This window comes from Methylobacterium sp. ME121 (assembly GCF_000974725.1).
In the GTDB taxonomy this organism is placed as follows: Bacteria; Pseudomonadota; Alphaproteobacteria; order Rhizobiales; family Beijerinckiaceae; genus Methylobacterium; species Methylobacterium radiotolerans.
The window spans coordinates 66,011-77,892 of sequence record NZ_BBUX01000022.1; the positions used below are offsets into that span (position 1 = coordinate 66,011).

Sequence of the window (11,882 nt, forward strand, 5' to 3'; positions counted from 1 at the left end):
CCCGGTTCCCGTCACCGTCGGCCGCATCTTAACGCCGCGCTAACCATCCGGTCGGCAGATCTTGCCGGGTACGTCCCGGTCGCGTCCCGGGTGAGCGGCAGCGGGTGGCATCGATGGCAGAGACGGCGAGCGCGCCGGCACAGACAGGGGCGGCGGCGGTCCTCGGCCAGCTGACGCTGCCGACGCGCGGCGACCTCCAGGCGCTGTCGAAGCGGTCGGACCTCCTCTTTGCCACCGGCGTGCTGGGGATCCTGGCGGTCCTCATCTTCCCGCTGCCGGCGATCCTGCTCGACCTGCTGCTGGCCGTGTCGATCATCATGTCGGTCCTGATCATGATGACCGGCCTGTCGATCGACAATCCGCTGGAATTCACCGTCTTCCCGACGCTGCTGCTTATCGCCACGATGCTGCGGCTCGCCCTGAACCTCGCCTCGACGCGCCTCATCCTCGGCCACGGCCACGAGGGCACGGCGGCGGCCGGCCACGTCATCGAGGCCTTCGGCCACTTCGTGATGGGGGGCAACTTCGTCATCGGGATCATCGTGTTCGCGATCCTGATCATCGTGAACTTCGTGGTCATCACGAAGGGCTCGGGCCGGATCGCCGAGGTCGCGGCCCGCTTCACCCTCGACGCGATGCCCGGCAAGCAGATGGCGATCGACGCCGACCTGTCGGCCGGTCTGATCGACGAGAAGGCCGCGAAGGCTCGGCGCGCGGCCCTGGAGGAGGAGTCCTCCTTCTTCGGCGCCATGGACGGTGCCTCGAAATTCGTGCGCGGCGACGCGGTGGCGGCTCTGCTGATCACCTTCATCAACGTGGTCGGCGGCATCATCATCGGGGTGGCGCAGCAGGGCCTGAGCTTCGGCGAGGCCGCCAAGAGCTACACCCTGCTGACCATCGGTGACGGCCTCGCGAGCCAGGTCCCGGCGCTGATCGTGTCGACGGCGGCGGGCCTTCTCGTCTCGAAGGCCGGCGTGCGCGGGGCCGCCGACAAGGCGCTCGGCAAGCAGCTCGCGCATTATCCCAAGGCGCTGGGCATGTCGGCGGCGGTGATGCTGCTGATCGCCCTCCTGCCCGGCATGCCGATGCTGCCCTTCGTCCTGCTGGGCGGCGGGGCCGGCTACGCGGCGTGGCGCATCAACAAGACCGCCAAGCTGGCGCCGCCCCTGGACGCTCAGGGCGTCCCGATGGATGCGGCCGCGGTCGCGGCGGCCAGCGCCGCCAAGGAAGAGACGGTCACCGACCTGCTGAAGCTCGACGACCTCAAGCTCGAGATGGGCTACGCGCTCCTCGCCCTGGTCAACGGCGAGGGCCAGGACCGGCTCACCGACCAGATCAAGGCCCTGCGCCGCCAGCTCGCCGCGGAACTGGGCTTCGTGATGCCGTCGGTGCGCATCCTCGACAACGTCCAGCTCGACGCCAACGCCTACGTGGTCCGGGTCAAGGAGATCGAGGCGGGCACCGGCCGGATCTTCCCGGGCCAGTTCATGGCGATGGACCCGATGGGCGGTCAGGTTCAGCTGCCCGGGCAGCACATGCTGGAGCCGACCTTCGGCCTGCCGGCGACCTGGATCGACGCGGCCCTGCGCGACCAGGCCCAGCTCAAGGGCTACACCGTGGTCGATGCCGCCACCGTCGTGTCGACGCATCTCACCGAGGTCATCAAGGCTCACGTCTCCGAGCTCCTCAACCACGTCGAGGTCTCGAAGCTGCTCCGCGAGCTGCCCAAGGAGCACGCCGAGCTGCTCAAGGAGATCGTGCCGTCGCAGATCTCCACCACCGGCATCCAGCGCGTGCTGCAGTTCCTGCTCGCCGAGCGGGTCTCGATCCGCGATCTCGGGGCGATCGTGGAGGCGGTCGCCGAGGTGGCGGGCGCCGTGAAGAACCCCCGCGACGTCGTCGAGCACGTCCGGGCACGCCTGGGCCGGCAGATCTGCGCGCAGTACCAGGATCCGAACGGCATGCTGCCGATCATCACCCTGTCGCCGGCCTGGGAGCAGGCGTTCATGGAGTCGATCGTGGGCGAGCGCGAGGAGCGCTACCTCGCGATGCAGCCTTCGAAGCTCAGCGAGTTCGTCAACACCGTGCGCGACCGCTTCGAGACGGCGGCGCGCCAGGGCGAGATGCCGGTGCTGGTCACCTCGGCCCAGACGCGCCCCTTCGTGCGCTCGATCATCGAGCGCTTCCGCCGCGAGACGCCGGTGATGAGCCAGGCGGAGATCCACCCGCGGGCGCGGCTGCGGACGGTGAACTCGATCTGAGGATCGACCGGCCGCGGCGCCGGCGCTCTGCCGGGGCCGCCGCAGCCGCCACGTGGGCCCTCAGAGGCATCGGCGCGAACCGCGCACGCACGCGGCAAGACGATCCGGAGTGGTGTGCGGTGTGACGCTTGAGGGCCGACGTGACGGCGTGATGGCGCTCGTGGAGACGGCGTCCAGTCCTGTCAGATCGCCTTCTGCTTGAGCTCCCGCTCCATCTCGTGCGCGTCGAGGCCGGGAACGACGACGGGCGGCTCCGGCACGGCGGCCGCCTTGGGCCCGTGCGCGGCCGAGCCGATCGCCGCGGCCAGCCGCGAGCGCTCGAAGGCGATCACCACGATCACCGAGACCAGCGCCGGCAGCCAGAAATAGAAGATCCGGAAGATGATCACCGCCGCGATGATCGCGTCCTTCTGCGCCTCGTCGGTGATGTGCATCGCGGTGATGAACACGATCTCGAACACGCCGAGGCCGCCCGGCGCGTGCGAGGCCAGTGCCACCGAGAACGAGGCCAGGAAGATCGCCAGGACCGGGATGAAGCCGGGATTCATCGCCTCCGGCAAGGCGAAGTAGATGATGCCCGCCGCGCCCAGGAGCTCCAGCGGTGCCGCCAGAAGCTGGCGTCCCATGATGCCGGGCCGGGGATACTCGAGCTTGAACGAGCGGATGTGGAGCGGGCGCAGGTGCAGGATCGAGCCGATCACGTACAGGCCGACGAAGCCCAGCATGCCGATGCCGACGATCAGCGCGGTCTTGGAATCGGTGAGGAAGCCCGGCAGCTTGCCCTCGAGCCGCGTCAGCAGGTGCGGATCGACCACCAGCGTGAAGCCGCCGAGGAGGACGGTCCCAAGGAAGAAGGTGAACGAGCAGAGCGCCACCAGCACGGCGACCTGCGCCGCCGTCAGGCCCTTGGCCGTGTAGGCCCGGTAGCGGACGAGCGCGCCAGAGAAGACCGAGGCGCCGATATTGTGCGACAGCGCGTAGGTCGTGAACGAGCAGAGCGAGACGAAGAGCCACGAGATGTGGCGGACGCCCAGATGCAGCAGGGCGATCCGGTCGTACCAGGCGAGTGCCGCGTAGGCGACCAGGGTCGAGAGGGCCGCCAGCAGGATCCGGTGCGGCGGGATCGCCAGAATCGCGGCCCAGATCGCCGAGAGCGAGGTCGTCTTCAATTCCTGGTAGAGGAAGTAGCCCGATATCACGACGGCCGCGAGGCCGATCAAGGGCCAGATGAACTCGCTGATCTTCTTCATGAACACCGACGCCCTGGGGAGAGCCCCTGATGCGCCGGCACGCGACGCGCTGCAAGCGGCATGAGACCGCCGCGATCCCCCTTGTCAGGTGATCGTGACGGTTTCGTGCCGCGGGAGCCGGTCAGCGGCCCGCCGGACCGCGTCAGCCCCGGGCGCGGTTGAGGCCGATCCCGTCCATGGCAGCCTGGTCGCGGGCCGATTCGGCAGCGCGCTCGGCGGTCCGCTCGCGATCGTTCAGGATCTCGACCTTCTTGAGCTCCTCGAACGCCTCGCCCAGTTCGGCCTTCGCCTCGGCGAGCTGGCCCTCGAGCGCCTGGGCGGACTGAATCATGTTGTCCCGGCGCGTCGCCGCCGCGCGGGCGTAGGTCGGGTAGGCGAAGTGACCGACGTCGGTGATGCCGGCCCGGGCCTCCTCGACGGCGACCTCGCGATCGAGCTCCACCGCCATGCGCTGGAAGTCGGCCATCATCATCTCGATCTGGGTCACGCGCCGGCGCTTCTCGTCGACCTGGAAGCGGCGCAGGCGGATCAGCGTGTCACGCGATTTCATCAGGACGCTCACTCCACGCAACGCTTGAGGCCGCGTCCGGGATCGTGCCCGGACCGAGCCTGTGCGCGAGCCTGCCCACGGCAGACCCGCCCGAATCCCCCACGTGCACCATGATCGCGCCGAAGCGTTAACGCCCCGGCCCACAGTGCCTAGGCCCCGCCGACGATCTCGGAGAGCCGTGCGTAACCATCGCCGATGGACGTTGCTTCTTCCTTACCCTGCCCCAGAAAAGCCTCAAGATGCGGCATGAGCGCGACCGCCTCGTCGACCTCCTGGGAGGAGCCGGCCCGGTAGGCGCCGAGGCGGATCAGCTCCTCCATGTCGGCGTAGGTCGACAGCAGCCGCCGCGCGCGCCGCACGACCGGGAGATAGGCCGGATCGCAGGAGCGCGGCATGGTGCGCGAGACCGAGCGCAACACGTTGATCGCCGGGTAGCGCCCGCGCTCCGCGATGGCGCGCTCCATGACGATGTGGCCGTCGAGGATGCCACGCACCGCGTCCGCCACGGGCTCGTTGTGGTCGTCGCCCTCGACCAGGACGGTGAACAGGGCCGAGATCGTCCCCTGCCCCACCCCGGGGCCGGCGCGCTCGAGCAGGCGCGGCAGCTCCGAGAAGACGGTCGGCGTGTAGCCCTTGGCGGTCGGCGGCTCGCCGGCGGCGAGGCCGATATCGCGCTGGGCCATGGCGAAGCGCGTGATCGAGTCGATCATGCACAGGACCTTGGCGCCCTGATCGCGGAAGTGCTCGGCGACCGACAGGGTCACGTAGGCCGCGTTCCGGCGCATCAGGGCCGGCTCGTCGGAGGTCGCCACCACGACCACCGAACGCGCGAGGCCGGCGGCGCCCAGATCGTCCTGGAGGAATTCCTGCACCTCGCGGCCGCGCTCGCCCACGAGGCCGATCACCGCCACGTCGGCGGCCGTGTAGCGGGCGAGCATCGACAGCAGCACGGACTTGCCGACGCCCGACCCGGCGAAGATGCCCATCCGCTGGCCCGCGCACATGGTCAGGAAGGTGTTGATGCATCGGACGCCGAGATCGAGCGGACCGCCGACCCGGGTGCGGGCATGGGCCGGGGGCGGATCCGCGCGCAGGGGATAGACGTCGGGCCCCTGCGCCAGGGGGCCGAGCCCGTCGACCGGCCGCCCGAGGGCGTCGATCACCCGGCCCAGCCACGCGCCGGAGGGCCGGATCGCGCCGGCCGATTCGTCGCGGACATAGGCCGGGCAGCCGCGCCGCACGCCCTCGAGCGAGCCGAACGGCATCGCGAGTGCCCGATCGCCCTGGAAGCCGATGACCTCGCACGGGACCAGCCCGTGGCCGTTGGCGCCCTCGACGTCGACCCGGCCGCCGAGTCGCATCGCGGCCACGGGTCCGGCGACCTCGACCAGCAGGCCGCGGATCGCCACGACCCGCCCGAACGTCTCCAGCACCTCGATCCGCTCCAGGGCGGCCCGCGCCGACGCGAGGGAAGCAACGGATCTTGCCGGATCCTGTGTCATCGGCCTGGCTCTCAACGCTTCGTTTACCGGCCTCCTTAACACTGCGGGTCACGGGCTCGTAGCGGCTCGATCCGGGTCGCGGCCGTGGTCGCGCCCGACGAAGTCGTACCGGTGTGTCCGACGGACAACACCGGGGATCGGATCGTTGCGGAGGAAGTACTTACGCCGAAGGGGGCGAGCGGCCTGGACGCGGACGGAACGGAATCGGGACCGTGGGCGTGACCGGAGAGGCGATGTTTCTCCTGTCAAGCTCGCGGAACTGCGAACGAGACGCTTGCGGGCAGGAATCAGGTTTTGTTAACGATTAATCCATAGCGTTCCACGTCAAGAGCGACGGAGCGCCCGTCCACAGGCCGGTGGCGGGCGAAGGCTGGGACGTGTCTGCGCGCTGATGCGGCCGGCGGGGCTGGGGACCGACGATGCGGGTACTTTTGATCGAGGACGACAGCGCGACCGCGCAGAGCATCGAGCTGATGCTCAAGTCCGAGAACTTCAACACCTACACCACCGACCTCGGGGAAGAGGGTGTCGATCTCGGCAAGCTGTACGACTACGACATCATCCTCCTCGATCTGAACCTGCCCGATATGTCGGGCTACGAGGTGCTCCGCTCGCTGCGCGTGGCGAAGGTGAAGACCCCGATCCTGATCCTGTCCGGCATGGCCGGCATCGAGGACAAGGTGAAGGGCCTCGGCTTCGGCGCCGACGACTACCTCACCAAGCCGTTCCACAAGGACGAGCTGGTGGCGCGCATCCACGCCATCGTGCGCCGCTCGAAGGGCCACGCCCAGTCGGTCATCACCACCGGCGACCTGATCGTGAACCTCGATCAGAAGACCGTCGAGGTCGGGGGCGCCCGGGTGCACCTCACCGGCAAGGAGTACCAGATGCTGGAACTCCTCTCGCTCCGGAAGGGCACGACCCTCACCAAGGAGATGTTCCTCAACCATCTCTACGGCGGCATGGACGAGCCCGAGTTGAAGATCATCGACGTCTTCATCTGCAAGCTGCGCAAGAAGCTCGCGAACGCCAGCCAGGGCAAGAACTACATCGAGACCGTCTGGGGCCGCGGCTACGTGCTGCGCGAGCCGATGGACGGCGAGGAGCGCATGGCGGTCTGATCCGCCGGTCGCACCGTCCCGTGAAAAACCCCGCGCGGTCCGGCCGCGCGGGGTTTTCGCGTTACGGCGGTGTCCGAAGCCCTCACCGCGTCCCGGTGGCGGAGAAGACCTGCGCGGCCGGCGCGATCACCACGTAGCCCCCGCAGGGCGCGGCCCGGCTGATCACCGCGCTGGCCACGCCCCAGATGTAGGTGCCGCGGCGATCCTGCGCGACGACCGGGCCGCCCGAATCGCCGAAGCAGACCCGGGCGCCGTTGGCCCGGGCGATGGTCAGCCCGGTGCTGCTCGCCGCGACCGGCGTCAGCGTGGCGGTGCGCAGGCGTCCGACGGTCCGGCCGGAGAGGCCGGCTCCGGCGATGCGCAGACTCTTCGGAACGCGGCCGGGATCCGCCGCCAGCGGCACGGGCCGCCGGTCGCGCACCGGGTCGGTCAGGCGCAGGACCGCGAGGTCGAGGGAGAGATCGGAGAGGCTGACGCCCGACGCCTCGTTCGGCAGCATCTCCCCCGGATCGGGGCTGTAGCGGGCGGCGACCCGCGCGCCGTAGACCGGCCGCGCCGGCTCGCTGCCCCGGAAGAACACCACCAGCGCGCCCAGCGGATCGCCGTTCACGCAGTGGGCCGCCGTGAGCACGAGATCCGGCGCGATGAGCACGCCGGTGCAGCGGGTCAGCTTCAGCGCCTCCTCGGGCTGGGTGATCGTGCCGATCGCCACGGTGGCCTGCGCCAGGGCATCCCGGCCGGCGGCCGACCCGCCGTCGATCGCGGCGGCCGGGCCTGCCAGGCCCAGACCGAGGGCCAGGGCCGACGCGGCGGCGCCGCGCCGCGCCCCGACGGTCCGGAAGGTGGTCCCGAAGCTGGTCACGTGCTGCTCGTCTCCGTCGCGAGTCCCCGGACCACAGATGCCGCCCGCGCCGCGCCGCGCAAGCGGGCGCGAGGACGCGGCCCCCGTCACATCCGTGTCATCGGCCGCCGGCTCCGCGATCAGCGCGCCACCGTCCAGGTCGTGGTGCCGTCCTTGTTGTCCTTCACGGCGACGCCCATCGCCGCGAGGGCGTCGCGCGCCCGGTCGGAGGCGGCCCAGTCTTTGGCGGCACGCGCCGCGCGGCGCGCGGCGATCAGCGCCTCGACCGCCGCGACGTCGACCCCCGAGGCCGCGACCTGATCCTGCTCGCGGTCGCTGCGGGTGCGCGCGAGGAAGCCGAGGAGGTTCGCGCCGGCGCGCAGCGCACCGGGCTGCGCCTCCGCGCCGCCCGCGAGCCGGTGAAGTTCGTTGATCGCCGCCGGCGTGTTGAGGTCGTCGCAGAGCGCCTCGACAACGCCGACGGGGATGTCGGACGCGGCGGGCGCGTCGCCGGCGGCGTTGTACCAGCGGTCGAGCACGCGGGCCGATTCCTCCAGGCCGCGCAGGGTCCAGTCGATCGGCTGCCGGTACTGGGTCTTGAGCATGGTGAGGCGCACGACCTCGCCCGGCCAGTCGTTCAGCACGTCGCGGATGGTGATGAAGTTGCCGAGCGACTTCGACATCTTCTCCCCCTCCACCTGGAGGAAGCCGTTGTGCAGCCAGACATTGGCCATCACCGGCGTGCCGAAGCAGCAGCGCGACTGCGCCACCTCGTTCTCGTGGTGCGGGAAGATCAGGTCGATGCCGCCGGCGTGGATGTCGAAGGTCCGGCCGAGATGCTTGGCCGACATGGCCGAGCACTCGATGTGCCAGCCCGGCCGCCCGGCGACCGCGATCCCGGCGGGCGACGGCCAGGACGGCTCGCCGGGCTTCGCGGGCTTCCACAGGACGAAGTCGAGGGGCGAGCGCTTGTAGGGGGCGACCTCGACCCGGGCGCCCGCCTCCATCTCGTCGAGGGGCCGCTTCGACAGGCCGCCGTAATCCGGCATCGAGGGGACGTCGAACAGCACGTGATCCGCCGCCACGTAGGCGTGGCCGGCCCGGACCAGGGCCTCGATCATCGTCACCATCTCGGCGATGTGGTCGGTGGCGCGGGGCTCGACGAAGCGGGCTCGCGCGCCCGGCACGTTCACGTCCTCCGGCATGAGCACGCCGAGGTCGCGCACGTCGCGGTGGAACTGCGCGAGCGTGCCGTCGGTCAGTTCGCGGATGCTGACGCCGCGCTCGGCCGCCCGGGCGTTGATCTTGTCGTCCACGTCCGTGACGTTGCGGGCGTAGGTGACGTGCTCCGGCCCGTAGAGGTGGCGCAGCAGCCGGAACAGCAGGTCGAAGACGATGATCGGTCGGGCGTTGCCGATATGGGCGGCGTCGTAGACCGTCGGGCCGCAGGCGTAGACGCGGACATGCTGCGGGTCGATCGGCGCGAACGCCTCCTTGGCGCCGGTCAGCGTGTTGTAGAGCCGCAACATCGGCGCCATGAAACCCATCCCTTTGCCGGCGCCCGGGATGAAGTCCGGACCGGAGCCGTGGCCGGAAATCCGGCCCTGCCTTCAACGACCTGAGGGCCCCGCGCGGCGAAGAGCGGCCGAAACGTGGCGGATCCGCCAGCCCCGGCACAGCATCCTGTTGCATCGCGGCGACGGCGCGGCCCGCGCGATGGGGCTAACCCAAAAGCGTGAGGAATTCGAGATGGCCTGCGCGCCATGCGGGTAAGGCTTCCTTAACCGCGCCGTCGGACCGTCCGGGCCACGATCCTCACGCCACAGATCCTGTGCCCAAGGACAATCCATGCGACGCTCGGCCGCCGGTTCCCTCGCTCTCGCCACCGTTCTCGCCTGTGCGGGCCTGACCCACGTCGCGCTGGCCGGCACCGACGGCGAGACGCCCGCGAAGGCGCCGGCCCACGTCGAGAAGACCTTCCTGATCCCGTCGAGCGACGGCTACGGCGTCGGCGAGTGCCTGACGACGCCGGGCAGCGCCTGCGGGCAGGTGGTCGCCAACGCGTGGTGCGAGGCCCAGGGCTACGCCGCGGCGAACTCCTACGGGGTTGCCGCCGCCGACGAGTACACCGGTGCGATCAGCCAGCCGGTCCCGGCGCCCTCCGAGCGCCCGATCCGGATCACCTGCCAGGACTGAGGGAGCCGCGGACGCCCCGGTCCCCGGGACGCCCTGTCGACCCCGCGCGGCTCACTTCATGAAGTCGGCGCATTTCTGCGCCGGTTCGGTGCCCCAGGGCGCCAGAGGGACGGCCGAAGTCGAGTTCTTGGGCGAACCCTGGATGACCTTGTCCGAGTAGACCATGTAGATCAGCGTGTTGCGCTTCGCGTCGCAGCCGCGGACGATCTGCATCGACTTGAAGATCAGCGACCGGCGCTCGCTGAACACCACCTCGCCCTGGCTCATCTTGCCCTTGAAGGCGATCGGCCCGGTCTGCCGGCAGGCCAGCGAGATGTCCGAGACGTCCTCGGCCAAGCCCAGCGTGCCTTTGATCCCGCCCTTCTCGGGCTGGGTGTACCAGCAGGCCACGCCGGAGACCGCCGGATCGTCGACGCCGTAGACCACGAGCTTGTCGTTGGGCGTCAGCGGGCGCCAGACCGTCGACTTGTCGAAGATCCGGTCCGGCTCCTGCGCCGAGGCCGTACCGGCCGCTGTCAGGCCCAGTGCGAGAAGCCCAACATAGGTGAGACTCCGAAACAACATCGCCGGTCAATTCCCCCTCACGCTTGCCGGCCGGATGTAGGAGGGGTGTCGCGGTCTTGCGAGGGGGCGTAGAATGGCCCCGCTTCCGTTCCGAAGCGCGGATGCGCGCGGGCCCGGGTTCTCCGGATCGCCGCGCACCCGATCAACGCGATGCAGCCTATGCCTCACCGCCCGATCGTCCGTACGCTCGGCCGCCTCGTCCTGAGCGCGGCCATAGCCCTCGGACTGTCCCACTCGCTCGCCGTCTCCGCCAGCGCGCAGGAGGCCGCGTCCGGACCGCCGCCCGCCGAGGCGCGGCCGGCGCCGCAACTGCCGTCGCCCCAGTGCCGGCGCTACCGGGCGGAGCTGGCCTCGATCCAGAGCGGCGCCAGCACGACGCGCGCCCTGAACGACGAGATCGGGCGCCTCGAAGCCTATTTCCGCGGCCTGAACTGCGAGGGCGGCAAGTTCCTGTTCTTCGACACGCGGCCGCCGCAGTGCGGCGCGGTGGAGCAGCGGATCCGCGCCCTCAAGGCCACCTACGGCGGCGCCGTGATAGACGACAGCGGCGCCCGCAAGCGCGAACTCCAGGGGCTGGTCGCCTCCACCTGCCCCCCGCGCGAAACCTCCGCGGGCTCCGGCGAGGCCTACGGCCGGGGCGGGCCGCAGATGGTCTGCGTGCGCACCTGCGACGGCGGCTTCTTCCCGATGAAGAACCTGCCCGAGGGCCGCGGCGGCGCCGACGAGATGTGCCAGGCCCTCTGCCCCGGGACCGAGGCGCAGGCCTATTCCATGCCGTACGGCGACGATGCCCTGAAGCACGCCGCCTCGGTGAAGGGCAGCCGGGCCTACGCGAACCTCGCCAACGCCTTCAAATTCCGCAAGGAATTCGTTCCGAACTGCTCCTGCAAACCGGAGGGCAAGTCCTGGGCGCAGTCGCTGGTCAAGGCCGAGAGCATGCTGGTCCGGCACAAGGGCGACATCTTCGTGACGCCGATGCAGGCCGAGGCGCTGTCCCGGCCGAAGGTGCGCCTGACCCTCGTCGGCCGGGCCGACCGGACCGCGGCAGAACTCGCCGCCGACGCCGCCGGCCGTGCGGGCGTCGACACGAAGGGCAGCCCCGGCCGCGACGACGCGAAGGTCGAGCCCGCCGCGGCCGACGGCGCGAAGGCCGCGGAGGCGAAGCCGGATCACGTTGCCGTGCGCATCATCGCGCCCGACGTGATCGCGGTGCCCCAGCGGCTCACGCCCTGAAGCCGGTTCCGCGTCCCGGGACGCGGAACCAATCGCGGCGTCCGGTGTTCGGCTCGGCCTGAACCGAGACGAGACCGCGATGCGCCTGCTCCGCCTGATCCTCCTCACCGGCACGGTGCTGCCGGCCCTCACGCTCGTGCAGCTCGCCGATGCCGCGCCGGGCCGGATCCAAGTGGCGCAGGGCGGACCGGACGAGCGCGGTCCCCGCGGCGGCGAGCCCCCGCACGGCGGTCCGCGCCCCGAGCGGCCGCCGCAGGAGCGTCCCGGCCCGCCGGCCGAGCGCGAGCGGCCGGAGCCCCGGCCGGAGCGTGCGCCGCCGCGCGAGCGTCCCGAGCCGCCCGCCCAGCGCCAGCCGCAGGCCGAA

Annotated in this window: 10 protein-coding genes and 1 pseudogene; 5 read left to right on the plus strand and 6 right to left on the minus strand. The window is 70.7% G+C overall.

What is annotated here, in order from left to right:
• Nucleotides 1-113 precede the first annotated feature (113 nt).
• Nucleotides 114-2,261 (plus strand): flagellar biosynthesis protein FlhA, encoded by a 2,148-nt coding sequence (flhA, locus tag ME121_RS15900; RefSeq protein ID WP_012322464.1) that lies wholly within the window; start codon nt 114-116, stop codon nt 2,259-2,261.
• Nucleotides 2,262-2,443: 182 nt separating this feature from the next.
• Here flhA and ME121_RS15905 read toward each other — a convergent pair whose 3' ends face one another.
• The 3 genes from ME121_RS15905 to fliI form a co-directional block, all read right to left on the minus strand.
• Nucleotides 2,444-3,511, minus strand: a complete 1,068-nt coding sequence (locus ME121_RS15905) for a lysylphosphatidylglycerol synthase domain-containing protein (protein ID WP_012322463.1) — start codon at nt 3,509-3,511, stop codon at nt 2,444-2,446.
• 142 nt (nt 3,512-3,653) lie between these two features.
• A complete protein-coding gene (fliJ, locus tag ME121_RS15910) occupies nt 3,654-4,061 on the minus strand; it encodes a flagellar export protein FliJ (protein WP_012322462.1) in 408 nt (135 codons plus the stop codon).
• A gap of 149 nt (nt 4,062-4,210) precedes the next feature.
• Entirely contained in the window at nt 4,211-5,563 is a 1,353-nt protein-coding gene (gene fliI, locus ME121_RS15915) for a flagellar protein export ATPase FliI (protein ID WP_012322461.1), read from the minus strand.
• A gap of 419 nt (nt 5,564-5,982) precedes the next feature.
• Between fliI and ctrA the strand changes: the two genes are divergently transcribed.
• Entirely contained in the window at nt 5,983-6,684 is a 702-nt protein-coding gene (gene ctrA, locus ME121_RS15920) for a response regulator transcription factor CtrA (protein ID WP_010683835.1), read from the plus strand.
• 82 nt (nt 6,685-6,766) lie between these two features.
• Here the strand turns inward: ctrA and ME121_RS15925 are convergent, their stop codons facing one another.
• The gene (locus ME121_RS15925; protein ID WP_024828017.1) at nt 6,767-7,546 is read right to left on the minus strand and encodes a trypsin-like serine protease; all 780 of its coding nucleotides are present in this window, start codon (nt 7,544-7,546) and stop codon (nt 6,767-6,769) included.
• Nucleotides 7,547-7,665: 119 nt separating this feature from the next.
• Nucleotides 7,666-9,063, minus strand: a complete 1,398-nt coding sequence (gene cysS / locus ME121_RS15930; RefSeq protein ID WP_059409169.1) for a cysteine--tRNA ligase — start codon at nt 9,061-9,063, stop codon at nt 7,666-7,668.
• Nucleotides 9,064-9,373: 310 nt separating this feature from the next.
• Between cysS and ME121_RS15935 the strand changes: the two genes are divergently transcribed.
• Nucleotides 9,374-9,721, plus strand: coding sequence for a hypothetical protein (locus ME121_RS15935; RefSeq protein WP_012322458.1), 348 nt, complete (start codon nt 9,374-9,376; stop codon nt 9,719-9,721).
• A gap of 51 nt (nt 9,722-9,772) precedes the next feature.
• Here ME121_RS15935 and ME121_RS15940 read toward each other — a convergent pair whose 3' ends face one another.
• Complete coding sequence (locus ME121_RS15940; protein WP_012322457.1) at nt 9,773-10,285, minus strand: CreA family protein; 513 nt, start codon at nt 10,283-10,285, stop codon at nt 9,773-9,775.
• A 159-nt stretch (nt 10,286-10,444) separates the two neighbouring features.
• Here ME121_RS15940 and ME121_RS15945 point away from each other — a divergent pair, with 159 nt between their 5' ends.
• Together ME121_RS15945 and ME121_RS33695 are read left to right on the plus strand one after the other, a co-directional pair.
• The gene (locus ME121_RS15945) at nt 10,445-11,518 is read left to right on the plus strand and encodes a DUF2865 domain-containing protein (RefSeq protein ID WP_029359395.1); all 1,074 of its coding nucleotides are present in this window, start codon (nt 10,445-10,447) and stop codon (nt 11,516-11,518) included.
• Between the two features lie 79 nt (nt 11,519-11,597).
• Nucleotides 11,598-11,882, plus strand: a pseudogene (locus ME121_RS33695) (OmpA family protein); the annotation flags it as partial.